Here is a 22842-nt window from a genome sequence, read left to right as displayed (position 1 = left end):
CCTTTTTCCACACTTTTCCCCTACCCCCCGCTCTCCCGATCCCCCCAACCCATGGGCCGCCACCCCCCGGGGGGGCGCGGGGTTGGGGGGCGGCCCGCCCCCCACGAACCCCAGCTCCGCCTCGATGTCCAGCTTCGCGCACGGCCCGAACACCCCGGGCCCGAGCTGCCCGTGCGGGCGCCTGACCGGCGTGCCGGACACGACGACCGTCCCCGCCCTGCCGTGGTAGCCGACGGGCAGGTGCCGCCAGTTCGGCTGCAGCGGCTCGGTGCCGGGCCGGAAGATCTGGCCGATGTTGCTCGCGTGGTCGATCGAGCAGTAGAAGTCGACGTAGTCGGCCACCTCGAACGGCAGGTGCAGCCGCACCTGCTCCAGCGGGACCAGGTGCCGCTCCGTCATGGAGGCGTCGTCGGTGAGCTTGTTCTGGATGAGCGTCCTGGTGTCGTGCCAGGCCGCGCGCCCGCGGGCCATGAACGGGTTGAGCGAGGGGGCGCTGAAGACCTCGTCGTGCAGGGCGGGCGCCAGGTCGAGCACATGGTCGCCGTACCGCACGCCTACGCGGGGCGCCTCACCGGGGCGCGAGAAGACCCCGTACGGAAGATTGTCCACTCCGAAAGTCACGTAATCAGCCCCAGTGTGCGTAGGTCCTCGACGGGGGTGCTGGTGCTGCATGAGCCGTAGCTCACCAGCAGCCGCCGCGCCCGTTTCGCGGTGTCTTCCGGTACGGACTTCGCGAGCCGTACGATGTGGCCCACGTCGGTGGCGCGCAGCACGGGCACGGGGTCGCGGCCTTCCACGGCCTCGCAGACCGCCAGCACCAGGTTCAGGAAGCCGTGCCGGTCGACGCCGAGCGAGGGGTCGAAGTGGCGTACGGCGTGATGCAGCCCGGCCGTGGCCTTGAACGGGATGTCGTGCTCGACGCAGAACTTGATGAACATCGAGAGATGCTCCGCCGGCGGGAACGCCTCCGCCGTCAGCCCGCCGCAGCGCACCTTCAGCCCCACGCCGTCGGGCACGTCGACGCCCGGCCTCCCCGCCGCCACCTCCACGAAGAGCCGCACGCTCGCCGGCAGCCCGAGCCCGCGGGCCAGCGTGTCGATCGTCGTTCCTGACGGCAGCGCGGCCTCGACGAAGTCCACGGGAAGGTCGTCGAAGCCGGGCACCTCCTCCTGATCCACGATCAGCCCGATCCGCCGTGGACAGTAGTCCATGTCGCGCAGCCGGTGCAGCCGGCTGGCCGGGCACAGGAACCGGTGTGTGAGCACGGTGCTGCCGTGCTCGAGGTCGCGCCGGTTGCGGGCCAGCGCCTCGTCCATGTGCAGGGACGTCGGCGGGAACAGCCCCGCGTCGTCCACCAGCGCCGTGTAGACGTTCATCGTGACCACGTCCACGCGTAGCCGGGATCCTCGCAGGACAGCGCGCCCTGGCCCAGGTCGAGCGGGCGGAACGTGTCCACCATGACGGCCTTCTCACTCGTCGTCGTGACGCCGCGGGAGACCGCGTCGATCACCGCCTCGACCGCGCCGGGCTGCGGCCCGTGCGTGAACCCGGCGGGATGCAGCGAGATCGAGCCGACGTCGATGCCGGAGCCCTTGCGCGCGGAGTAGTCGCCGCCCACGTAGAACATGAACTCGTCGGAGTCCACGTTGTGGTGGTTGTACGGGATCGGCACGGACTCGGGATGGAAGTCGAGCGGCCGGGGGCAGAACGAGCACACCACGAACCCCGGCCCCTCGAACGTCTGGTGGACGGGCGGCGGCGCGTGCGTCTTCTTCACGATCGGCTCGAAGTCGTTGATGTTGAACGCGAACGGGTAGAGGTAGCCGTCCCAGCCCACCACGTCGAACGGGTGGTTGCGGTAGACCAGCCTGCTCAGCCCGCCGCGCGTGCGCACCAGCACCGGCACCTCCTCGCCCTCGACGAGGAGCGGTTCGACCGGGGCGCGCAGGTCACGCTCGCAGTAGGGCGCGTGCTCCAGGAGCTGCCCGTACTGCGACAGGTAGCGCTTGGGCGGCCTGATGTGGCCGCCCGCCTCGATGGCCAGCACGCTGACCTGGCCGTCCGGGACCCATCGGTGGATCGTGCCGGTCGGGATGACGATGTAGTCGCCCTCCCCGGCCTCGATCACGCCGTAAGTGGACTCGAACCTGACGCGGCCCTCCTGCACGTAAACGCACTCGTCGCCCATCGAGTCGCGGTAGAGCTCGCTCGCCTGGTCGCTGGTGGCGTACGACAATCGGACGTCGCCGTTGCCCGCCAGCAGCATGCGCCCCGTGACCAGGTCGCCCGCGCTGGACAGCTCCTGCGTGCGGAAATGGCGCGGCGAAAGCGGCAGGTTGGGCTCCAGCCGCGTCTCCAGCGTGGGCGTGACCGCCTCCGCCTTGATGATCGCGGTCGGCAGATAGCGGTGGTAGAGCAGCGAGGAGTCGGACGAGAAGCCCTCCTCGCCCATCAGTTCCTCGGCGTAGAGACCGCCGTCCGGCCGCCTGAACTGCACGTGCCGCTTGCGCGGCACCTCCCCAACGACGCGGTAGTACGGCATCCCCTACCTCCGTAGTGTCCGTTAATCGGACGAAAGTGTCCTTTATGTGTAACAACCGTCCGCCATCGGTCTGGAGATGTCAACCCAGCGCGGCGGCCAGTTCGGCGGCGGCGGCGACCACCCGAGGGCCCGTGGACCCCTCCAGCGGCCCGAACGTCACCACCCCCACCGAGGCCTCCAACCAGGGCAGCCCGGTGACGGGCGCGGCGACGCCCCGCGCCCCTTCCTGCAACTGCCCCTCCGTCGTGAAGTAGTCGTCACGCCCTTCGCGCAGCGCCAGGATCGCCCGCCCCGCCGCGCCTTTCGTCAGCGGATGACGCGAGCCCTCCCGATAGGCCACGTGCATGTCGGTCCAGGACGGCTCCACCACCGCCACGGCCAGCCCGTCCTCGCCCTCGGCCACGGTCAGGTGCGCGGTCGCGCCCACGTCCTCGGCCAGCCGCCGCAGCGCCGGCACGGCCGCCGCCCGCAGCAGCGGCTGCACGGCCTGCGCCAGCACCAGCACCCCGAAGCCCAGATGCACCCGCCCTTCGGCGTCCCTGCGGACGAAACCCTCGCTCATCAGCGTCGTCAGCAGCCGGTACACCACGGGACGGCTCAGCTCCAGCTCGGCGCTCAGCTCGGTCGGCGTGCGCCCGCCCCTGCCGTCGGCGAGCAGTCTGAGCAGGCGGAGCCCGCGTTCGAGGGTCTGAGCGGATTCAGCGGCCATGCGACCGATTATCCAGTGATCTGGTGACGCTGTGCGGTGAAGAGGGTACGTACCGGAACAGACGGTCGGGGGGGATCACGATGCGGCAGTGGTGGGTGCTGGTGCTCGCTGTGCTCGCCATGTGCGCGGTGTACTCCGCCGTGCCCAGACTCACCCTGACGTTCACAGCCCGGCATGTCCCGCTCGATCCCCCCGGCGACAGTCTGGTCGAGGACACCTTCCACGTCACCGAGGGCATCGAGGTGCGCAAGCAGCTGCTGCCCACCACGAAGGGCGTCTCGTTCCGCCCCGCCTATCTCGCGGTCGGGATCAGGGTCGACCAGGGCGGCCTGCTGTACGGCACGCCGCAGCGCTCCGGCACGTACGTCGCCCCGATCCGGCTCTGCGCCGGCCAGTCGTGCCAGGAGCAGCGGCTCACCCTCATCGTGTACGGCAACGTGCCCTGGGAGCCGCGCGAGCTGACCTTCCCCGGCCGGGCCGGCATCCCGCTGAACGACGAGATCGGCATCAACGGCGGCCCGACGGCCGTGGTGCCCACGTTCACCGTGACCGACCGCGCCAGGCTGCCCAGCGGCGTGACCATCGGCCCCGACGGCCACGTGGGCGGCGTGCCCGCGGCGGCCGGCATCTCCGAGGTGCCGGTGCGGATCTGCGTGGCGGGCAACTGCGCGGGCGTCGTGGTACGGCTCATCGTCGTCTGAGTCTTGCGGTCGCGTGCCGTTTCCGGTCACCGTGGTCCCATGAAATCGGTCATTGTGGTCGGAGCGGGCATATGGGGCTCATCGCTGGCACTGCGGCTGGCCGACGCCGGCTGGGAGGTGACGCTCGTCGAGCAGCACAAGCCGGGCCACGTACGGCAGGCCAGCGCGGGGGAGACGCGGCTGTTGCGCTGCGCGCACGGCGACGACGACTGGTACGCCAGGCTCGCCTGGCAGGCGCGGGACGGCTGGCGGCGGCTGGAAGAGAGGTCCGGCGAGAAGCTGTTCCACGAGGCGGGCATGGTGTGGTTCGCGCAGACGCCGGACGGGTGGGAGCACGCCAGCGCCCGAGTCCTGAAAAATCTGGACATCACGTGTGAGGTGCTGGACCCGGCCGACGGGGCGCGGTTCTTCCCCGACTACCGCGGTGACGACCTGAGCTTCCTGCTGTGGGAGCCGCACGCGGGCGTGGTGAGGGCCAGGCGGGCGACCCAGGTGACCGCGGGGCTGGCGGTGGCGGCCGGGGTCCGGCTGGTGAGGGCGCGTGCGGTGCCGGTCACCGGGTCCGCGGCCGTCGAGATCGACGGCGAGGTACGGCACGCCGACCGGGTGGTGTGGGCGTGCGGCGCGTGGCTGCCCGAGCTGTTCGAGGGCGTGCCCATCACCGTGACCAAGCAGGACACGCTGCACTTCGCGGTGCCGCCCGCCTGGTCCGTGCCCGAGACGCCCGCCTGGGTGGACTACGGGGCCTCCGTCTACGGGCACGGCGACGTGGACGGGGTCGGGATGAAGGCCACCTCGGACCTGGAAGGGCCGCCGTACGAGCCGGAGCACGGCGAGCGCGTGGTGGACACGGACAGCGTCGAGCGAGCCAGGAGCTATTTGCGGCGCAGGTTCCCGTCGCTGGCGGACGCGCCGGTGCTGTTCAGCCAGGTGTGCCAGTATCCGCTCACGCCCGACGCCGAGTGGCTGATCGCCGAGGTGTCGCCCGGAGTGTGGCTGCTGGGCGGCGACTCGGGGCACGGGTTCAAGCACGCTCCCGCTCTGGCCGGGTACGTGGCGGGCGTGCTCGACGGCGACCACGGGCCGGAGGGGCGCTTCGGGCTGCACGAGCGCGCCCCCTCCCGCGGGCTGAGGACGAGCGGCCGGCCCTGGTAGGGCGCGCCTTACCGGAATTCGGGGGACGGCGGGCATGATTCCGCCCGGGCTCACGGCGGAGACTCCAGGTACAACCGCTCACCTATCGGAGGCCCGCCATGAGCACCGTCATGGATCCGCGCAGAACCGACCCGCCGCCCGTCGTGCAGACCGCCGCCATGCTCTGGCTGGCGGCCGTGGCGTTCGGCGCGTTCGAGACCGTCCTGATGGTCTCCCAACTGCTCTACGAGGGCACTGCCACGTTCGCGGAGGTGCTGCCCCAGGCCGGGGTCCGGGTGGCGGTGTTCGCCGCGGCCGTCTTCCTGGCGCTGCGGCTCAGGCGCGGGGAGAACTGGGCGCGGCTGACCCTTGCCGCGACGCTCGGGATCTTCGGCACGCTCTCGCTCGTGATCGAGCCCGTCCAGTGGCTGCTGGCCGGGGGCTCGATCAGCGAGGCCGTCGCCGGTGCGGACGCGATGGGGCTGATCTTCGCGGCCAGCAGGATCCTGCACGTGGTGGCCGTGCTGGGGGCGGTGACGCTGATGTTCCAGCCCAGGGCCAACGCCTACTTCAAGTCAGCGTGAGACCGGCTCGCCCTCCGGCGCTCTGAGATTGCGCACCCCGGGGGAGAGCAGGGCGGCGAGCGTGGACAGCACGATGATGACCGCGCACCCGAGCAGCGACTCCTCCGTGCCGAACAGGTTCGCCGCCTGCCCCGCGAGCAGAAGCCCGATCGGGCCGAACATCAGCGAGCCGAGCGCGTCGTACGAGCTGACCCGTGACAGCGCCTCGCCCGGGATCTCGCGCTGCATCGTGGTCTGCCACAGCACGCCGAACACGTCGAAGCTCACGCCCAGCACGAACGCCCCGATCACGATCGCCCAGAGCGGCGCGTCCAGCCCGAGCAGCACGTACGGCAGCGCGGGCGGAAAGCAGAGCAGCACGGCCACCAGAATGGGACGGCGCGGCCGCAACCGCATCGCGGTCAGCACCCCGACGATCGTCCCCACGGCCTCGCCCGCCAGGAACGCCGACCAGGCCGCCGGTCCGCCCAGGGTCTGCTTCGCCAGCAGCGGGCCGAGCACCCCGTGACCGGCCTGGATGGCCATGACCATCAGCGAGAACTGCGCGACCACCACCCAGATCCACTGCCGTGAGATGAACTCCCGCCAGCCGTCCCGCAGATCGGCCACCACCGAGTGCCGCCGTTCGGCCGCTCGCGGCTCCGCGACCGGCTTCATCCGCATCATGGCGATCAGCAGGCCCGCGGTCGCGAACATCACGCCGCTCACGATCAGCGCCCAGCCTCCGCCGAAGAGCACCACCGCGCCGCCGCCCAGCACCGCGCCCGCCACGCGCGCGGCGTTCGCCCCCAGGCCGATCAGCGCGTTGCCGGCCTGCAGCCGCTCGACCGGCACGACCTCGGGGACGATCCCGGTGAACGCGGGGAACGCGATCGCCGTGGCCACCCCGCTCAGCGCCGCCGCCACGCACAGCGCGGGCAGCGGGGTCCAGCCGGTGAGCAGCATTGCCGCCAGCGCGAAATACCCCGTCGCCATCAGGAAGTCGCCGGTCATCAGCACCCAGGTCCGCGGCAGCCGATCCGCGAGCACGCCGCCGAACAGGATGAACGCGATCATGGGCACCGCCTCGGCGGTGAGCACGACGGACAGGGTGGAGGCGGTGGCGCCGGGCAGTCCGAGCACTCCGAACGCCAGGGCCACCGGTGCGAACGCGCTGCCCAGGAACGCGATGGTCCTCGCCGACACCAGCAACGCGAACCGGCGATCCCGGAGCAGCCCGAGATCGCGTAGATAGCTGCGCATCGGCCCAAACCCCCTGGAAAACGTCAAACCCCGCTAGTCTGCCGTTCTTCGCGGCCCCCGTCGTGCGAATATTCCTCCGGTAACAAGACTGGACGCGGAATGTGTCCGCCTTTGGCAAGAATCCGATCCCCATTCTCCCGTAATTTGCTAGAGCCCTGCTGTCGGCGAGGGGACTCCATGGGTCGGCTGGTCTATCGCGGTAGGTGGACGCTCCTGGCGCTGAGCCTGGTGGCGGCCCTGCTCCTCGCGCCGCTGGCCATGTCAGGCCGGGCCGCGGGCGGCGGCTTCGAGGACCCGCGCAGTGGCTCCGCGACCGCCGCGCGCTGGAGCGAGCAGTGGTACGGCGGCCAGAGCCCCGACGTGGTCATCATCTACCGGCACCCGGCGGTCACGGTGTACGACTCGCGGTACAAGAAGGCGGTGCACGACTCGCTGCGCGGGCTGCCGGACGCCTACGTGCGCCGGAGGGCCACGTACTGGACGACGGGCTCGAAGGAGATGGTGTCCAAGGACGAGCATTCGACGTACGCGCTGGTCACGCTGAAGGGCGCCAAGAGGGAGAGCTACGCGGCGATCGCGGGGCGGCTCAGGAGCGCCAAGAACCTCTACGTCGAGGTCGGCGGGCCGGTGCCGATGCAGGCGGAGCTGGACGGCCAGGCGGCCGCCGACCTGGCCCGCGTCTCGGCCATCGCGGCGCCGGTGCTGCTGGTGCTGCTCGTGGTGGTGTTCGGGGGCCTGGTAGCGGCGCTGTTGCCGCTGGTCGTGGGGCTGCTCGCGGTGCTCGGCGCGCTGGCGCTGCTGCCCGAGGTGTCCGTCTACTCCTGGTACGCCGTCGTGCTGCTCGGGCTCGGGCTGGCCGTCGATCATTCGCTGTTGATGCTCAGGGCGTTCAGGGAGGAGATCAGGGGCGGGGCGACGAGCGAGCAGGCGGTGGCGCGGGCGATGGCCTCGGCCGGGCGGGCCGTGGCCGTCTCCGGGGCGACGGTGGCCGCGTCGCTGCTGGCGCTGCTGCTGTTCCCGCAGCCGTTCCTGCGCTCGATCGGGCTGGGGGCGGCGGTGGTGGCGCTGGTCGCGGCCGTGGCCGCGCTGCTCGTGCTGCCTGCCCTGCTGGGGGTACTCGGGCCACGCGTGGACGCGCTGAGGGTGATACCCGACCTCGGGCCCGTACGGCGGGACGGCGGCGGGTGGCACGCCATGGCGTCCAGCGTGGTGCGCCGGCCGGTCGCGTACCTGGTGGCGGTGACGGTCGTGCTGGTGGCGCTGGCCGCGCCGCTCTCGCACGTTCAGTTCGGGAACGCGGACCACAGGGCGCTCCCCGCCGCCTCCGAGAGCCGCCGGGTGGCCGAGACCCTCGATCGCGACTTCCCGAGGAACGCCCTCTCACCGATCGACGTACACATCCTGGCCGACGACGCCGTCTATGCCCGGTCCTTCATGGATCAGGTGGAGCGGCTGCCGCACGTCACCGGTGTCGAGATGGTGGGGGAGTCGAAGAAGAACGGCGCCGTACGACTTGCCGTACGGCATGACCTCGACCCCATGTCGGCGGAGGCTGAGGGGCTGGTCACGTCGATCAGGGCCGTGGCTCCCGGGCCGGACATCCATCTGGTCGTGGTCGGCGGGCCCACCGCCGCGCGACTCGACCTGCAGAACAGCCTCTCCGCCACCCTGCCGTGGCTGGCGGTGGTGGTCTGCTCGGTGATGCTGGTGCTGCTGTGCGCGGCCTTGGGGTCGCTGGTGCTGCCCGTGCGTGTGCTGCCGGCCCTCGTGCTGTCCGCCGGGGCATCGTTCGGGGTTCTCGCGTGGGCGTTCCAGGGTGGCCTGCTGGGCTTCACGGGGCCTGTCGACGCTTCCGTGGCGATGCTGATCGTGGTCGTGGTCTTCGGGGTGTGCGTGGATCACGAGGTGTACCTGGTATCCCGGGCACGTGCCGAGTGGCTCCGTACCGGGGACCACGCGGAGGCCGTGGCGGTGGGGCTGCGGGAGACGGGCGGGGTGATCACGGGTGCGGCGCTCCTTCTGATGGCGGTCGCCGGGGCGTTCGCGACGGCCGGGATCACAGTGGTGCGGCTGCTCGGGGTGGGGCTGTGCGTGGCGATCGCGGTGGACGCCGTGCTGGTGCGCGTGCTGCTGGGGCCCGCCTCCATGCGGTTGCTGGGCTCCGCGGGCTGGTGGCCGCTCCGCTCCCGCGAGCGCCACGAGGTCCGCGAGGACCCGTCCCCTGCTCTATCCCCGTCCCCCCTTCCGCTGCCACCCGTGGATCGTCGCCCGATCACGGCGGGCGGTTCGGAGAGGCGCCCGATGCTGACCATCAAGGGAAGACCGGCCGTCTTCGGCGCGGACACCGATCCCGTGCCGGCGCCCGCCGAGCCCGCGGAGGTCTCGCGGCCGGAGTGGGAGAAGGTGGCGGAGGGCCGTACCAGGGCGGTGCGTGCCAACGCCGACGGATCCGGCTGGACGTGGGTCGAGGTGGACGAGTGAAGCCCCGACTCACCCGGCGACTATCCGTTGACGACGGCGTGAAGAAGCCGTGGATCTCATTGAACGTTGTTGATCGTCCAGATAGTGTGCGATATGCCCACGATCATCCCCTGGAAGTAAGGTGCCATGCGACTGCGGTTACGGCAGCTCTTCGCCATCGGACTCGCCCTCTCACTCCTAGGCATCGGTGTTCCGGCGTGGTCGGAGGACGACCCGAGGGGCTGTAACGACCTGATGTCCGCCGACACTCCGGCGTACGTGGTCTGCCGGTGGATGGCCACCCCCGAGGAGGCCGCGGACATCGCGAAGTTCTGGCTCGGGAACGACGGCCAGAACATGATCGACGCCGGCGCCCAGACCCCGATCACGATGGACTGCACCGAAGAGGGGCTCGAGTGCCCGACCGACTCCGAGGGCGACGGCGAGATGCACGACGTCGACTCCCCGGACGTCCCGGGCGCCGAGGACGGTGGCACGCCCGAGTGCCAGAACGGCGATGAGTGCGGCTACGTCGACCCCACCGGGGTCACCGCCGCGGAGAAGACCGCCGCCCAGGAGACCCCCGCGGGCAAGGCCTCGCAGGCCGCCGCGCAGACGAACATGCGCCTCTGGATCGAGACCGAGCTGGCCGACGACTACAATGCGGGCAAGCTGGCTGAGGCGGTCAAGAAGATCGCCGCGCTGGTCGCCGCGCAGCCGGGCGTCGTCGGGATCAGGTTCACCTCGCAGCTCGGCTTCAACCAGACGTTCACCACGGCGGACGAGCTGGACAAGTTCGTCAACGAGACCACGGCCGCGCTGCGTACCGCGGTGCCGGGCAAGAAGCTGGCCGCGCACACGGTGGTCCCGGTGTTCGGCTGCGGCGCGAACGACGCCTGCAAGGCCGAGATGACCAAGAAGTACCCGCTGCTCGACCCCGACCGCATCGGCACGTGGCTCGCCAAGGGCCTGATCGACCAGCTCGCGCTCGACGAGGGCCACCTGGCCACCGAGTACGCCACCTGGAAGATCGACGCCGCCGAGGCCCAGCGCAACCAGTGGATCCAGGTACGCGCCCGCGCCTGGGACGCCTACGCCCAGATCGCCGCCGAGGACGCCACCTTCGCCGCCTCGGGCACCTCCCAGCTGAACGAGGAGCAGGCCACCAAGGCCATCACCGAACGCGTCGCCTCCCCGCTCCAGGACGACGCCGCAGAGACGGTCACGCTGTGGACCCGCTGGCAGAACGACCAGGGCCAGGTCAGCCGGGTGTACGGCGAGAAGTGGGCCGCCAACGTCACCTGGGACCAGCTCAAGAAGCTCGACTCGGTGCGCGCCCGCCTGGCCACCATCTACGACCCGGCCAACCCCGAGGTTGACGTGGCCACCGACCTGAAGAACCTGTCGGAGGTCTTCGGCCAGGTCTACCTCCACGCCGCCTGACCCTCCTCGACGGCCCGGTCACCGCATCGCCGGTGCCCGGGCCGTCGTTTTGACCGGGCACTTTTGACCGGGCACCGCGCCCACGACGCCAGGGCGCGGGCATCACCCGGCATGCGGCCGCCGACCGGCTCAGAGGAGCGTCCCGCCCGTGACCTCGAACCTGGCCAGGGCCGCGTCGATCCGGGACAGCGTGTCGGGGTGCAGGGTGAGGTCGGCCGCCGCGAGGTTCTCCTCGATGTGGGCAGGAGTGCGGCTGCCGGGGATGGTCACCACGTGCTCGTCCTGGTGCAGCAGCCAGGCCAGGGCGAGCTGGGCCGGTGTGATGCCCAGCTGCGCGGCCAGGGCCCTGATCGGGGCGTAGCGGTCGTTGTTGCTCGCCAGGTTGCCGGCGGAGAAGCGGGGCGCGTTGTGGCGGAAGTCGCCCTCCTCGAGCGTCTCCACCGTGCCGGTCAGGAATCCGTTGCCCAGCGGGCTCCACCCCACGATCCCCACGCCCAGCTCCCTCGCGGTCGCCAGCAGGCCGGGGTCCACGGGGCGCCACATCGACCACTCGTTCTGCACGGCCGTCACCGGATGCACCGCGTGCGCGGCTCTGAGCTGGGCGGCCGTCACGTTGGACAGGCCGATGTGCTTGACCAGGCCGTCCTTCACGAGCTCGGCCAGCGCGCCGGTCATGTCCTCGATCGGAACGCCGGGGTCCGGATAGTGCGAGTAGTAGAGGTCGATCACGTCCGTGCCCAGGTTTCGCAGGCTGCGTTCCGCGTAGCCGCGGATCAGGCGGGGGTCGGCGTTCACCCGTAGCTCGTTGAACGCGTACCCGACCGGATGCGACCTGCTCGGCTCCCCCTCGGGGATCGCCAGGCCGAACTTGGTGGCGACCACCACCTCGTCCCTGCGGCCCTTGATCGCGCGGCCTACAAGGCGCTCGTTGTGGCCGTTCACACCGTAGGCGTCGCTGGTGTCCACGTGGGTGGCGCCACTGTCCAGCGCGGCCTTGAGCGCCGCCTCGGCGCGGGTGTCGTCGATCTCGCCGTAGACGCCCGGCGACAGGACCATGGCGCCGAAGCCGATGGCCGGGACTTGCAGGCTGCCAAGCGTTCGTGTCTTCATGCCCTCGATCCTGCTGCGCGGACGCCCGGCGCGTCCAAGACCCCTTGGTATAACCATCGGTTATGGATGTGCACTTGCGGGAGCTGCGGTACTTCGTCGCGGTGGCCGAGGAGCTGAACGTGACGCGGGCCGCCGAGCGGCTGTTCGTCTCGCAGCCGGCGCTGTCCAAGCAGCTCAGGGTGCTGGAGAGGCAGCTCGGGTTCCGGCTGTTCGAACGGGTGCACAGCGGCGTGGTGCTCACCCGGCAGGGCGAGGCGCTCCTGCCGGCCGCCCGTGAGCTGCTCGAACGGTGGACGGCCGGGGTCGAGTCCGCGCGGGCGGCGGCGCCCGCGGGGACGCTGGTGATCGGGATGCAGACGGCCGTGGGCAGGGGGCTGCAGCAGGAGGCGCTGCGGCGGTTCCGGGCGGCCATGCCGGGGTGGGAGGTGTCGTTGCGGCTGGTGGGCTGGGACGACCCCAGCGGCGGGCTGGCCGACGGGTCCTCCGATGTGGCGTTCATCTGGCTGCCGGTGCCGCCGGGGCTGAAGACGTACGTGCTGGCCACCGAGGGCAGAGGGGTGGCCATGCCGGACGATCATCCGCTGGCGGAGCTGGCGGAGATCCCGTTCGCGGCGCTGCGCGACGAGCCGTTCATCGCCCTGCCTCCGGCGGCCGGGCCGCTGCGGGATTTCTGGCTCGGGGTGGACGCCCGCGACGACGAACCGGTGGTCGGGGTCACCGCGAACACGCCGGAGGAGGTGTTCGAGGCGGTGATCAGCGGGCTCGGGGTGGTGCTCGTGGCCGAGGGGAACGCCGCGCTCTACAACAGGCCCGGCATGGCCTACCGTCCGGTGACGGGGCTGCCCCCGGGGGAGCTCGCCATCGCGTGGCGCGAAGGGGATAGAAGCCCACAAGTCGCGGCATTCATCGACGCACTGCGACAAGTGACCACTAAGGTCTGACGCGACATCGGATCCCGCGGAAGGGCGAGACATGAGCGACTACGCCATCACCTTCGACCTCATCGACGCCGACCACGACGGCCGCATCTCCGCCGTCGAGCTCGTACGGTTGATGGAGGTGCTCGGCCAGCCGGTCACGCTGGAGGCCGCGCAGGAAGGCGTGCGCAAGCTCGACAAGGACGGCGACGGCCTGATCGACAAGGAGGAGTTCGCCGACTTCCTCCAGAAGTGATAAAAAACGAGCTCTTGTACACAATCTCCTGTTGCCTGGGTCACAATGGCGACGGGAGGGACGATGGTCATCACGAGTGATATCCCCGTGCAAGCGCTCAGGGCGGGCATCGGCACGGTCACGAAAGAGGTGATCGAGGAGATCCAGGCCCGGATCCCCGAGTACGCCCGGCCATCGGACGGTCTTTACCTCAAGGTCATCAGGATGGCGGTCGAGCAGGCCGTCGAGGGCTTCCTCGACCGCATTGAGAACCCTGGAGCGCCCTGGGACCCCGAGCCGTTCCGCATGATCGGCAAGGGCGAGGCGGCCGAGGGCCGCAACCTCGAGCCGCTGCAGACCGCGATGCGGCTCGGCGCCCGGGTGGGCTGGCGGCGCCTCACGGAGCTCGCGGAACCGCTCGATCTGTCCCCGCAGACCCTGTACGACCTGGGCGAGGCCATCTTCGTCTACCTCGACCAGCTCGCCGACGCGGCGGCCGAGGGCTTCGAGGAGGCCAGGGCGCACGCGGCCGGCGAGGTCGAGCGCCGCCGCGCCCGCCTGCTCGACCTGCTGCTCAGCCGCCCGCCCGCCGGCGCGGAGGCCGTCGCCGAGCTGGCCAAGTCCGCCGGGTGGCGGCTGCCCAAGACCGTCGCCTGCGTGGCACTCGACGACCGGCACGGTGCACCCGCGCTGGCTCCCGACGTGCTCTTTGGCCTGGACAGGTCGGTCCCATGCCTGCTCGCGCCCGACCCCAACGGACCCGGCCGCGCCCGGCTGCTCGAGCATGCCCTGCGCGGGCGCTGGGCCGCGATCGGCCCCGCCGTGCCCCTGGCCGCCGCCGCGACCTCGCTGCGGTGGGCCGGCGAGGCGCTCGAGCTGTCGCGGCGCGGCGTCCTGCCGCGGGGGCCGCTGAGGTGCGAGGACCACATGGCGACGCTGGTGGTGTTCAAGGACGAGGAGCTGGTTGACGCGCTGGCCGAGGTGCGGCTCGCACCCCTGGCCCACCTGCGGCCCGCGCAACAGGACCGGCTGGCGGAGACGTTGCTGGCCTGGCTGCGGTACGGCCGCGGCGCGGGCGAGGTGGCCGCCAGATTGCACGTGCACCCGCAGACCGTGCGCTACCGGCTGCGGCAGCTCGAGGAGCTGTACGGAGATCAACTCGCCGATCCGGACATCCGCTTCGAGCTGGAGATAGCGCTCCGCGCCAGGCAGGCCTTACAGGGCGCGTGATCGCGCCCGTGGCGGGTAGCTCGGGCCCCATGCGACTGACGTACACCTCCGACGTCTGGTACAAGAACGCCGTCGTCTACTGCCTCGACGTCGAGACGTTCAAGGACGGCAACGGCGACGGCGTGGGCGACTTCCGCGGGCTGACGCAGCAGATCGACTACCTCGCGGGGCTCGGTGTGACGTGCCTCTGGCTCATGCCGTTCTTCCCCACCCCCAACAGGGACGACGGGTACGACATCACCGACTTCTACAGCATCGACCCGCGACTGGGCACGCTGGGCGACTTCGTGGAGTTCATGCGCACCGCCAATGACAGGGGTCTGCGGGTGATCGCGGACCTCGTCGTCAACCACACGTCTGACCAGCACCCCTGGTTCGTCGAGTCCCGCTCGAGCAGGGACTCGCCCATGCGCGACTGGTACGTCTGGTCCGACACGCCCGAGCCGGACGACCCCTCGCAGATCGTCTTCCCCGACAAGGAGAACAGCGTCTGGCAGTACGACGAGGGGTCGGGACAGTACTACCTGCACAGCTTCTACCGGCACCAGCCGGACCTGAACGTCGGCAACCCCGAGGTCAGGGACGAGATCGCGCGCATACTCGGCTTCTGGATGGAGCTCGGGCTGTCGGGGTTCAGGGTGGACGCGGTGCCGTTCCTCATCGAGAACGTCAACCCGAAACTGGCGAACCCGCACGAGTTCCTGGCGGACCTGCGGGCGTTCATGACGCGGCGCAAGGGCGGGTCGATCCTGCTGGGCGAGGTCAACGTCCCGTACAAGGATCTGATCACATACTTCGGCGATGGCCTCGGCGACCAGCTCAGCATGTGCTTCGACTTCATCGGCATGCAGAACGCCTGGCTGTCGATGGCCCGCAGCGACGCCACGCCCCTCGCCCGCGCCCTGCGCGAGCGCCCCCAGCCGCCGAAGGACTGCCAGTGGGCCATGTTCCTGCGCAACCATGACGAACTCACCCTCGACAAGCTCACGGACGAGGAGCGACAGGAGGTCTTCGAGGCGTTCGGGCCGCGTAAGGACATGCAGATCTACGGCCGCGGCCTGCGCCGCCGCCTGCCGACCATGTTCGGCGGGGACCTGCGGCGCATCAAGATGGCCTACAGCCTGCTGTTCTCGCTACCGGGCACTCCTGTGATCTTCTACGGCGAGGAGATCGGCATGGGGGAGAACCTCGACGAGGAGGGCCGCATGGCGGTCCGCGTCCCCATGCAGTGGTCGGCGGACGGCGGGTTCACCCAAGGCGAGCCGGTACGCGAGATCCCGGAGGGCTCGTTCGCGCCCGACCGGGTGAACGTGGCCGACCAGAAGCGGGACGTGAACTCGCTGCTGCGCTGGTTCCAGCTGCTGATCGAGCGCTACCGGGAGTGCCCTGAGCTGGCGTGGGGCCGCTACACGGTGCTGGAGACCGGCCACCGCGCGGTCCTGGCCCACCGCTGTGACGCCGACGGGGCCACGGTGGTGGTCGTGCACAACCTCTGCGACACCGCCCGGGACGTGGAGCTGACGTTGGAGGGGTTAGCGGGCTACCACCTCACGGACCTCCTGGTGGACGGCACGCTGGAGGTGCCGGCGGACGGCTCGGTACGGGTCCCGCTGGGCCCCCACGGCTGCCGCTGGCTCCGCGCCTCACCTCCGCGGATTCCCCCGGAGGACGCCTCGGTCAAAGCCCTGTGACCCTCGACGTCTCGCCGACGCGGCGCGCCTGGACAACGGAGGGTCCGTCGTCCCGCCTCGGCGACGCCTGGCCCGCCGCCCTGCATGTCGCCGGACAGCCGCCCGACAGTGTTCCGCGGGGTCACGGGGTGGTGCGAGGGTCAGGGCGGTGGGGTGGAGGGCCAGGCGGACATGGCGAGGGCGGCGGTGTGGAGCAGGGCGGCGGCGGGAGCGCCGTCGCGGGACTGTGTGGACATGCCCTGGATCACCGCCGCGTAGAACGTCGCCAGCCCCTCCGTGTCCGTGTCCGCCGGCAGGAGCCCGGCCGCCACGTCCTCGTCGATCCGGGCCTTCAGCGCCCCCTTGGCCGCCTCCCTGAACCCCCGCAGCAGCTCCTGGACCTCGGCTGACTCGGGCCCGCAGTTCACCGCGGCCGTGATGATCAGGCATCCCGCCGGATGCGCGTCGCTCACGAAGTCGGCGGCGGACTCCCGCAGCACCCGTTCGATGGCCGCGCGCCCCGTCGGCTCCTCCGCGAGCGCCCGTGTCGTGAAAGCCCCGTACGTCTCCTGGTAGCGCCGCACCGCCTCCTCGAACAGCCGCCGCTTGTCCCCGAAGGCCGCGTACAGGCTGGGCGGCCTGATGCCCATGGCGGCGGTCAGCTCGGCGACCGAGGTCGCCTCGTAGCCGTGCCGCCAGAACGTGAGCAACGCCCGCTCCAGCGCCTCCTCTTTGTCGAACGCCCGCTGTCTGGCCATGCCCACCATTCTATAGCGTTCGCTATGTTATGGTTTCTGTATCGATCGCTAAAGATAGGGATGGCAAGGATGAAGACTGCCCTCGTGACGGGAGCCAGCAGGGGAATCGGCCGCGCCATCGCGCTGCGCCTGGCCAGGGACGGCTTCCGCGTGGCCGTCAACTACGCCAGGGACGAGACGGCCGCCAAGGAGGTCGTCGGCCTGATCGAGCAGCACGGCGGCAGCGCGTTCTCCGTGCAGGCCGACCTGGGGCGGCAGGAGGACGTGCGCCTGCTCGCGGAGCGGCTGAGAAGTGAGACGGCCGTCCTGGACGTGCTGGTCAACAATGCGGGCATCGGCATGTCCAAGCCCATCGCGGAGGAGACGCCCGAGGCTTACGACCGGGTGTTCGCGGTCAACGTCAAAGGGCTGTTCTTCCTCACCCAGCAGCTGCTGCCGCTGATCCCCGACGACGGCAGGATCGTCAACATCACCTCAGGTGTGGCCCGCATCGCCTTCCCCGAGGGGATCGCGTACGCGATGACCAAGGGCGCGGTGCAGGTGTTCACGCTGTCGCTGGCCAAGGAGCTGGGCCCGCGCGGCATCACGGTCAACAACGTGGCGCCCGGCATCATCGACACCGACACCAATGCCGCGTGGCTGCGCGGCAATCCGGAGGCGGAGAAGTACGCGGCCGGCAGACACGCGCTCAACCGGATCGGCCAGGTGGACGAGATCGCGAACGCGGTGGCGTTCGTCGCCTCGCCGGAGGCGAGCTTCATCACCGGCAGCACCATCGACGCCACCGGCGGCGGGAACCTCTGATGCCCACAGTCATCCACAGCTCCGGCCAGGTCCACTACCGCCGGGAGGGCAGCGGCCCCGGCCTGGTCATGGTGCACGGCACCGGCGGCGACGCCGTCACCAACTACGCCCACCTCGTGCCGGGCCTCGCCGACATCCGCACCGTCATCACCCCCGACTACGCGGGCAGCGGCCAGACCGCGGACCCGGGCGGCGACCTCACGCTCGACCTGCTCGCGGGACAGGTCGCGGCCACGTTCGAGGGGCCGTCCGACCTCGTCGGCTTCTCGCTGGGCGCGGCCGTGGCCGCGGCGGTCGCGGCCGAGCATCCCGAGCTGGTCAGGCGCCTGGTGCTGATCGCCGGCTGGACGCACGCGGAGGACTCCCGGCTCAGCCTCGGCCTGCGAACCTGGGCCAGGCTGGCGGCCACCGACCCGGAGAGCTTCGCCGCGTACGGGCCGCTGGTGGCGTTCAGCCCCGGGTACGTGAGCGCGGCCGGCGCCGAGGCCATCATGGCGGGCGAGCCCCCGCACGGGACGCTGAGACAGATCGAGCTGGACCTCCGCGTCGACATCAGGGATCTGCTGCCGAAGATCACGGCCCCCACGCTGGTCATCGGCAACACCCGGGACTACCTGATCCCGGTGGAGCACGCCCGCGCGCTGCACGCGGCGCTGCCCGGCAGTGAGTACGCCGAGCTGGACAGTGGCCACGTCGTCCTGCACGAGCGGCCGGCCGAAGTCACAACACTTATCCGAGAGTTCATCACCCGCGTAACCAACGAGTGATTTGTCCTGATTACTCTCCAGCCTCATGCAGACCAAGAAGCTCGCCGTCACCGGGGCCGCCACGCTGTGCGCGCTGGCCCTGGTGACGCCCCCCGCGCAGGCCGGTGCCGCCCCGGTCACCGTCACGGTCATGGGCACGTCCGACATCCACAGCAACGGCCTCAACTGGGACTACTTCAAGGACACCACGTACGCCGACAGCGCGGGCAACAGCGTCGGCCTGGCCAAGGTGTCCTCCTTGGTCAACCAGATCAGGGCCGAGCGCGGGGCGGACCACACGCTGCTGTTCGACTCGGGTGACACCATCCAGGGCACTCCGCTGGCGTACTACTACGCCAAGGTCGAGCCGATCACCGAGACCGGCCAGACCCACCCCATGGCCAAGGCCATGAACGCCATCGGGTACGACGCCGTGACGCTGGGGAACCACGAGTTCAACTACGGCCTGCCGCTGCTGGCCACCTGGATCAAGCAGATGAAGGCGCCGGTGCTCGGCGCGAACGCGGTCTACGAGAAGACCGGGCTGCCCGCGTACAAGCCGTTCGTGATCAAGACCATGAAGGTCGAGGGCGAGAAGCCGATCAAGGTGGGCGTGCTCGGCCTGACCAACCCCGGCGTGGCCATCTGGGACAAGGCGAACGTCGAGGGCAAGCTCCGGTTCACCGACCTGGTCGAGTCCGCGAAGAAGTGGGTGCCGGTCATCCGTGGCCTCGGCGCGGACGTGGTCGTCGTGACCGCGCACGCGGGCGACAACGGCATGTCCTCCTACGGCGGCGACCTGCCGGTCGAGAACGCCTCCGCGATGGTGGCCGAGCAGGTGCCGGGCATCGACGCCGTCCTGTTCGGGCACGCGCACAACGACGTGCCCCAGCGGTTCGTCACGAACAAGGTCACGGGGCAGCAGGTGCTGCTGACCGAGCCGGGCAGGTGGGGCCAGCGCCTGTCGAAGCTGGACTTCCAGCTCACCAAGCAGCACGGCAGGTGGGTGGTCACCGGCAAGTCCTCCACCACGATCAACACGAACACGGTCGCGGAGGACCCCAAGATCGTCCAGCTGCTCAAGCCGCAGCACGACGTGACCGTCGGCTACGTGAACAAGGTCGTGGCCAAGTCAACGCAGGAGCTGTCGGCCGCGGAGTCGCCGTACAAGGACACGGCGATCCTCGACTACATCCAGCACGTGCAGGTGGAGACGGTCAAGCAGGCGCTGCCTGACAACACGCTGCCGGTGCTGTCGATCGCCGCGCCGTTCAGCCGCACCGCCGTCTTCCCCGCCGGTGACATCCGCGTCAGGGACGTGGCCGGCCTGTACGTCTACGACAACACGCTGCTGGCGATCAGGCTGACCGGCGCGCAGATCAAGGACTACCTGGAGTACTCCGCCAAGTACTTCAACCAGCTCGCGCCCGGTGCTCCGGTGGACGTGACCAAGCTGACGAACGCCGGCAACACCCCCGACTACAACTACGACCAGCTCTCCGGCGTGTCCTACGACATCGACGTCTCGAAGCCGGTGGGGCAGCGGATCGCCAACCTGACCTACGACGGCGCCCCGGTCCCGGCTGACAAGGAGTTCGTGGTCGCGATCAACAACTACCGGCAGTCGGGCGGCGGCGGCTTCCCGCACGTCGCGAGCGCCCCGGTGCTCTACAACGCGCAGGTGGAGATCCGCCAGGCGCTGATCGACTACGCCACCGCCAAGGCCACCATCGACCCGGGCGACTTCGCCGCCCAGAACTGGAAGCTGACCAGGGACGGGGTGCCTGTCTTCTAGGTTCTTGTACGGCTGCGCACGGGAGGACCCACCCGCCGACCGTGGCCGGCCTCAGTCCAGGGAAACGCTCACCGTGCGCACGTGGCGGGCCGCCGCGACGTGCGCACGGGCACCGGCTGGGTGGTCACAGGTAGGACGGTCCCGTGACCCGGTGCCGGAACGTCCACCACACCCAGCCCTGGGCGGCCACCAGCAGCGGGATCAATGTCAGGATGACCGGCACGAGCAGGGAGCCCGATGTGCCGGGGTGCAGCGGCAGCCGGAGCCCCGCCAGCACCCCCACGGCCAGCAGCGCGGCGGCGGTCAGCGCGTAGGTGCGGCCCTCGCCCGCCCCGCCGGAAAGCACGGCCGCCCGTTCCCGCAGGGCCCCGCGCAGCCGCAGGGCCGCGAAGGCCAGCCCGTGCGTGGCGAACAGGGCGGCCAGCACCAGGGCGGGCAGCACGGCGATCGGGCCGCGGATGCCGAGCAGCACGTGACTGAGCAGCGAACCCCAGCTCAACGCCAATCCCCAGCTCCCGGCGACGATCGCGCCGTCCCAGAACGCCTGCCACCGCGGCCCCGGCACCCGTCCACGCAGCCACAGGCCCATGTCGCGGACGACCCACGCCAGGACCAGCGTCACGACCAGCGTGTAGTTGCCGCTCAGCAGCGCGCCCTCCAGCTCGGGGAACAGCCCGGCCAGCACCCCCGCCGTGGCCACCAGCCAGACCTCGTTGCCCAGGAAGAAGGGCGCGATGGCGGCGATCACCTCGCGCCGCTCGGCCGCCGACCTGCCCAGGTACGGCAGCGCCATGCCGACCCCGATGTCGGCCCCGGCCAGCACGAGGTAGCCGAGCGCGAAGAAGGCCAGAACGAAGATCTCCATGACGGCCTCCTTAGAGGGAAAGGGCGGGGGAGGGAGCAGGAGCGGTGGCGCCCAGCGTCGCGGCCTCGGGCCCGCGGCGGGCGTGCCTGGCCAGCAGCCAGTAGTTGATCGCGATCAGCACGGCGAACACCGCGGTGAAGGCGGTGACCGAGAACCGCATCTGGGCCGCGGACACCAGCGACATCGCGTCGGCCGTCTTCAGCAGCCCGTACACGGCCCACGGCTGGCGCCCCATCTCGCGGAAGATCCAGCCGGACAGCATGGTCACGAACGGGACCGGGATCATCAGGATCAGCAGCCAGTGCCACAGCCTGAACCCGCGCACGGCCGGACGGAAGAGCACGAGCAGGCAGCTCAGCGACGCGACCACCGTCATCACCAGCCAGAGCATCATCATCGTGATGGCCGAGGCCTGCACAAGGCCCACCGGCGGCAGGTAGTCGCCGGGGCCGTGGGCAGCCACCATCTGTGCCTGGAGCGCGGCTTTCTCGGCCGCCGAACCGGACCACGCCGCCGCCTTCGCCGGCTGCAGGGTCTCGAACCCGAGCCCGCCGAACGTCACGGTGACGAACAGCGCGGGCACCACCACCCCGATCCCGATCCGCAGCGACTTGCGGAAGAAGTCCTGCTCGGCGGTGCGCTTACACAGGTGGTACGCGCTCACTCCGGCCATGAAGAAACCGCCGGTGATCATCGCGCCGCCCATGATGTGACCGAACGCGACCAGCCCCGCCGGGTTGGCCACCATCGCCCCGAAGTCCACCAGCCGTAGCACGCCGCCGTCCACCACATGGCCGGCCGGGTGCTGCAGGAAACCGTTCGCCACCATGATCCAGAACGCCGACGCGTACGCGGTCAGCGTCACGACCCAGATCAGCGCGAGGTGCGCCCACCGGTTCAGCCGGTCCCAGCCGAAGATCCACAGACCGAGGAACGTGGACTCGACGAAGAACGCCACCAGCGTCTCGATCGCCAGCGCCGACCCGAAGACGTTCCCCGCGTACTCCGTGAGCCCGCTCCACGACAGCCCGAGCTGGAACTCCATCACCAGCCCGGTGACGATGCCCATCGCGTAGTTGATGATGTAGAGCTGGCCCCAGAACTTCGTCATCCGCAGGTGCACGGGATCGCGGCTGAAGGTGGCCCTGGTCTGGATCGCGGCGACCAGCGTCGCCAGGCCGAGCGTCAGCGCCACGAAGAGGAAGTGCGCGCCCGCCGTGAGCGCGAACTGCAGGCGGGCCAGGTCCACGGTGTCCATGGTCAGAGACTCCCGGTACGGCTCCGCCAGCCGCGTCATGCCCGGGCGGCAACCTGCCGTACATCTCTGGTCGCACCGAGATCGCCCGGCGTACCACTCAGGGTGTAACCCAGCCCGGGACGATCATGCCGGCCTCGTACGCGATGACCACGAGTTGGGCCCTGTCACGTACCGACAGCTTGGTCATGATGCGGCTGACGTGTGTCTTCGCCGTCGCGGGGCTGAGCACGAGCCGGGCCGCGATCTCGTCGTTCGACAGGCCGCCGGCCACCAGCGTCATGACCTCGCGCTCGCGCTCGGTGAGCGAGTTCAGCTCAGGGCCCGGCTCGGGGCGCTTGACCCGGCCCGCGAACTCGGCGATCAGCCGCCGCGTGATCGACGGCGCGATGAGCGCGTCGCCCCTGGCCACGACCCTGACCGCGTGGATCAGCTCGGCCGGCTCGGTGTCCTTGACCAGGAAGCCGCTCGCGCCGGCGTGGAGTGCGGCGTACACGTAGTCGTCCAGGTCGAACGTGGTCAGGATGATCACCTTGACGCCCTCGAGCCGGGGGTCGGCGGTGATCTGGCGGGTGGCCTCCAGGCCGTCGAGTTCCGGCATGCGGATGTCCATGAGCACCACGTCGGGCCGGTGCTCGCGGG

21 protein-coding genes and 1 pseudogene are annotated in these 22842 nt (G+C 70.5%); 12 read left to right on the top strand and 10 right to left on the bottom strand.

The window, feature by feature from the left end; all coding sequences use genetic code 11:
• From AB0J09_RS25830 to AB0J09_RS25815, 4 genes and pseudogenes are all read right to left on the bottom strand, one after another.
• Nucleotides 1–621, bottom strand: a pseudogene (locus tag AB0J09_RS25830) (fumarylacetoacetase); the annotation flags it as partial.
• Nucleotides 618–1391: a hypothetical protein gene (locus AB0J09_RS25825; protein WP_360696026.1), complete on the bottom strand. Its 774-nt coding sequence runs from the start codon at nucleotides 1389–1391 to the stop codon at nucleotides 618–620. The gene AB0J09_RS25825 and the pseudogene AB0J09_RS25830, both read right to left, overlap by 4 nt.
• On the bottom strand, nucleotides 1373–2542 hold the full coding sequence (locus tag AB0J09_RS25820; protein ID WP_360696023.1) for a homogentisate 1,2-dioxygenase domain-containing protein: 1170 nt from the start codon (nucleotides 2540–2542) through the stop codon (nucleotides 1373–1375). The genes AB0J09_RS25825 and AB0J09_RS25820 overlap by 19 nt, the downstream gene beginning before the upstream one ends.
• A gap of 79 nt (nucleotides 2543–2621) precedes the next feature.
• Entirely contained in the window at nucleotides 2622–3251 is a 630-nt protein-coding gene (locus AB0J09_RS25815; protein ID WP_360696020.1) for a helix-turn-helix domain-containing protein, read from the bottom strand.
• A gap of 80 nt (nucleotides 3252–3331) precedes the next feature.
• Here AB0J09_RS25815 and AB0J09_RS25810 point away from each other — a divergent pair, with 80 nt between their 5' ends.
• The 3 genes from AB0J09_RS25810 to AB0J09_RS25800 all read left to right on the top strand — a co-directional run bounded on the left by AB0J09_RS25810 (nucleotide 3332) and on the right by AB0J09_RS25800 (nucleotide 5670).
• A complete protein-coding gene (locus AB0J09_RS25810; RefSeq protein ID WP_360696017.1) occupies nucleotides 3332–3952 on the top strand; it encodes a hypothetical protein in 621 nt (206 codons plus the stop codon).
• A 39-nt stretch (nucleotides 3953–3991) separates the two neighbouring features.
• The gene (locus AB0J09_RS25805) at nucleotides 3992–5107 is read left to right on the top strand and encodes an FAD-dependent oxidoreductase (RefSeq protein ID WP_360696014.1); all 1116 of its coding nucleotides are present in this window, start codon (nucleotides 3992–3994) and stop codon (nucleotides 5105–5107) included.
• Between the two features lie 98 nt (nucleotides 5108–5205).
• Nucleotides 5206–5670 (top strand): hypothetical protein, encoded by a 465-nt coding sequence (locus tag AB0J09_RS25800; RefSeq protein ID WP_360696011.1) that lies wholly within the window; start codon nucleotides 5206–5208, stop codon nucleotides 5668–5670.
• Here AB0J09_RS25800 and AB0J09_RS25795 read toward each other — a convergent pair.
• Nucleotides 5662–6912, bottom strand: a complete 1251-nt coding sequence (locus AB0J09_RS25795; RefSeq protein WP_360696008.1) for an MFS transporter — start codon at nucleotides 6910–6912, stop codon at nucleotides 5662–5664. The genes AB0J09_RS25800 and AB0J09_RS25795 overlap by 9 nt on opposite strands.
• A gap of 177 nt (nucleotides 6913–7089) precedes the next feature.
• Here AB0J09_RS25795 and AB0J09_RS25790 point away from each other — a divergent pair, with 177 nt between their 5' ends.
• Together AB0J09_RS25790 and AB0J09_RS25785 are read left to right on the top strand one after the other, a co-directional pair.
• Nucleotides 7090–9393, top strand: a complete 2304-nt coding sequence (locus AB0J09_RS25790) for an MMPL family transporter (RefSeq protein WP_360696005.1) — start codon at nucleotides 7090–7092, stop codon at nucleotides 9391–9393.
• 126 nt (nucleotides 9394–9519) lie between these two features.
• The gene (locus tag AB0J09_RS25785; protein ID WP_360696002.1) at nucleotides 9520–10815 is read left to right on the top strand and encodes a hypothetical protein; all 1296 of its coding nucleotides are present in this window, start codon (nucleotides 9520–9522) and stop codon (nucleotides 10813–10815) included.
• A gap of 129 nt (nucleotides 10816–10944) precedes the next feature.
• Here AB0J09_RS25785 and AB0J09_RS25780 read toward each other — a convergent pair whose 3' ends face one another.
• Nucleotides 10945–11925, bottom strand: a complete 981-nt coding sequence (locus tag AB0J09_RS25780; protein WP_360695999.1) for an aldo/keto reductase — start codon at nucleotides 11923–11925, stop codon at nucleotides 10945–10947.
• Nucleotides 11926–11987: 62 nt separating this feature from the next.
• Here AB0J09_RS25780 and AB0J09_RS25775 point away from each other — a divergent pair, with 62 nt between their 5' ends.
• The 4 genes from AB0J09_RS25775 to AB0J09_RS25760 all read left to right on the top strand — a co-directional run bounded on the left by AB0J09_RS25775 (nucleotide 11988) and on the right by AB0J09_RS25760 (nucleotide 15998).
• Complete coding sequence (locus AB0J09_RS25775; protein WP_360695996.1) at nucleotides 11988–12866, top strand: LysR family transcriptional regulator; 879 nt, start codon at nucleotides 11988–11990, stop codon at nucleotides 12864–12866.
• Between the two features lie 31 nt (nucleotides 12867–12897).
• Nucleotides 12898–13098, top strand: coding sequence for an EF-hand domain-containing protein (locus tag AB0J09_RS25770; protein ID WP_360695993.1), 201 nt, complete (start codon nucleotides 12898–12900; stop codon nucleotides 13096–13098).
• 63 nt (nucleotides 13099–13161) lie between these two features.
• Entirely contained in the window at nucleotides 13162–14307 is a 1146-nt protein-coding gene (locus AB0J09_RS25765; RefSeq protein WP_360695990.1) for a helix-turn-helix domain-containing protein, read from the top strand.
• A 29-nt stretch (nucleotides 14308–14336) separates the two neighbouring features.
• Entirely contained in the window at nucleotides 14337–15998 is a 1662-nt protein-coding gene (locus AB0J09_RS25760; RefSeq protein ID WP_360695987.1) for an alpha-amylase family protein, read from the top strand.
• A gap of 140 nt (nucleotides 15999–16138) precedes the next feature.
• Here AB0J09_RS25760 and AB0J09_RS25755 read toward each other — a convergent pair whose 3' ends face one another.
• The gene (locus AB0J09_RS25755) at nucleotides 16139–16735 is read right to left on the bottom strand and encodes a TetR/AcrR family transcriptional regulator (RefSeq protein ID WP_360695984.1); all 597 of its coding nucleotides are present in this window, start codon (nucleotides 16733–16735) and stop codon (nucleotides 16139–16141) included.
• 69 nt (nucleotides 16736–16804) lie between these two features.
• On the opposite strand from AB0J09_RS25755, the gene AB0J09_RS25750 reads away from it, so the two are divergent.
• The 3 genes from AB0J09_RS25750 to AB0J09_RS25740 are packed head-to-tail and all read left to right on the top strand — an operon-like array spanning nucleotide 16805 to nucleotide 20080.
• Nucleotides 16805–17539 carry an SDR family oxidoreductase gene (locus AB0J09_RS25750; RefSeq protein ID WP_360695981.1) on the top strand — a complete coding sequence of 245 codons (735 nt, stop codon included), beginning with the start codon at nucleotides 16805–16807 and terminating at the stop codon, nucleotides 17537–17539.
• Nucleotides 17539–18306: an alpha/beta hydrolase gene (locus AB0J09_RS25745; RefSeq protein WP_360695978.1), complete on the top strand. Its 768-nt coding sequence runs from the start codon at nucleotides 17539–17541 to the stop codon at nucleotides 18304–18306. Before AB0J09_RS25750 ends, AB0J09_RS25745 begins: the two co-directional genes overlap by 1 nt.
• A gap of 25 nt (nucleotides 18307–18331) precedes the next feature.
• A complete protein-coding gene (locus AB0J09_RS25740) occupies nucleotides 18332–20080 on the top strand; it encodes a 5'-nucleotidase C-terminal domain-containing protein (protein WP_360695975.1) in 1749 nt (582 codons plus the stop codon).
• A 124-nt stretch (nucleotides 20081–20204) separates the two neighbouring features.
• Here AB0J09_RS25740 and AB0J09_RS25735 read toward each other — a convergent pair whose 3' ends face one another.
• The 3 genes from AB0J09_RS25735 to AB0J09_RS25725 form a co-directional block, all read right to left on the bottom strand.
• The gene (locus tag AB0J09_RS25735; RefSeq protein WP_360695972.1) at nucleotides 20205–20945 is read right to left on the bottom strand and encodes a cytochrome d ubiquinol oxidase subunit II; all 741 of its coding nucleotides are present in this window, start codon (nucleotides 20943–20945) and stop codon (nucleotides 20205–20207) included.
• A gap of 10 nt (nucleotides 20946–20955) precedes the next feature.
• On the bottom strand, nucleotides 20956–22242 hold the full coding sequence (locus AB0J09_RS25730; RefSeq protein WP_360695969.1) for a cytochrome ubiquinol oxidase subunit I: 1287 nt from the start codon (nucleotides 22240–22242) through the stop codon (nucleotides 20956–20958).
• A gap of 58 nt (nucleotides 22243–22300) precedes the next feature.
• Nucleotides 22301–22842: response regulator transcription factor (locus AB0J09_RS25725; RefSeq protein ID WP_360695966.1), on the bottom strand; the 542-nt coding region annotated here is incomplete at its 5' end.

Origin of the sequence: Nonomuraea sp. NPDC049784 (assembly GCF_040659615.1) — a bacterium.
Lineage (GTDB): Bacteria > Actinomycetota > Actinomycetes > Streptosporangiales > Streptosporangiaceae > Nonomuraea.
This window is presented reverse-complemented; position numbering and strand designations above follow the sequence as displayed.

Bases quoted from the DNA above. Each gene is read 5' to 3' on its own strand.
- AB0J09_RS25750 (WP_360695981.1), top strand. From the start codon at position 16,805: ATGAAGACTGCCCTCGTGACGGGAGCCAGCAGGGGAATCGGCCGCGCC.
- AB0J09_RS25740 (WP_360695975.1), top strand. From the start codon at position 18,332: ATGCAGACCAAGAAGCTCGCCGTCACCGGGGCCGCCACGCTGTGCGCG.
- AB0J09_RS25745 (WP_360695978.1), top strand. From the start codon at position 17,539: ATGCCCACAGTCATCCACAGCTCCGGCCAGGTCCACTACCGCCGGGAG.
- AB0J09_RS25775 (WP_360695996.1), top strand. From the start codon at position 11,988: ATGGATGTGCACTTGCGGGAGCTGCGGTACTTCGTCGCGGTGGCCGAG.
- AB0J09_RS25760 (WP_360695987.1), top strand. From the start codon at position 14,337: ATGCGACTGACGTACACCTCCGACGTCTGGTACAAGAACGCCGTCGTC.
- AB0J09_RS25805 (WP_360696014.1), top strand. From the start codon at position 3,992: ATGAAATCGGTCATTGTGGTCGGAGCGGGCATATGGGGCTCATCGCTG.
- AB0J09_RS25815 (WP_360696020.1), bottom strand. From the start codon at position 3,251: ATGGCCGCTGAATCCGCTCAGACCCTCGAACGCGGGCTCCGCCTGCTC.
- AB0J09_RS25730 (WP_360695969.1), bottom strand. From the start codon at position 22,242: ATGACGCGGCTGGCGGAGCCGTACCGGGAGTCTCTGACCATGGACACC.
- AB0J09_RS25755 (WP_360695984.1), bottom strand. From the start codon at position 16,735: ATGGCCAGACAGCGGGCGTTCGACAAAGAGGAGGCGCTGGAGCGGGCG.
- AB0J09_RS25770 (WP_360695993.1), top strand. From the start codon at position 12,898: ATGAGCGACTACGCCATCACCTTCGACCTCATCGACGCCGACCACGAC.
- AB0J09_RS25735 (WP_360695972.1), bottom strand. From the start codon at position 20,945: ATGGAGATCTTCGTTCTGGCCTTCTTCGCGCTCGGCTACCTCGTGCTG.
- AB0J09_RS25780 (WP_360695999.1), bottom strand. From the start codon at position 11,925: ATGAAGACACGAACGCTTGGCAGCCTGCAAGTCCCGGCCATCGGCTTC.
- AB0J09_RS25795 (WP_360696008.1), bottom strand. From the start codon at position 6,912: ATGCGCAGCTATCTACGCGATCTCGGGCTGCTCCGGGATCGCCGGTTC.
- AB0J09_RS25810 (WP_360696017.1), top strand. From the start codon at position 3,332: ATGCGGCAGTGGTGGGTGCTGGTGCTCGCTGTGCTCGCCATGTGCGCG.
- AB0J09_RS25820 (WP_360696023.1), bottom strand. From the start codon at position 2,542: ATGCCGTACTACCGCGTCGTTGGGGAGGTGCCGCGCAAGCGGCACGTG.
- AB0J09_RS25800 (WP_360696011.1), top strand. From the start codon at position 5,206: ATGAGCACCGTCATGGATCCGCGCAGAACCGACCCGCCGCCCGTCGTG.
- AB0J09_RS25785 (WP_360696002.1), top strand. From the start codon at position 9,520: ATGCGACTGCGGTTACGGCAGCTCTTCGCCATCGGACTCGCCCTCTCA.
- AB0J09_RS25765 (WP_360695990.1), top strand. From the start codon at position 13,162: ATGGTCATCACGAGTGATATCCCCGTGCAAGCGCTCAGGGCGGGCATC.
- AB0J09_RS25790 (WP_360696005.1), top strand. From the start codon at position 7,090: ATGGGTCGGCTGGTCTATCGCGGTAGGTGGACGCTCCTGGCGCTGAGC.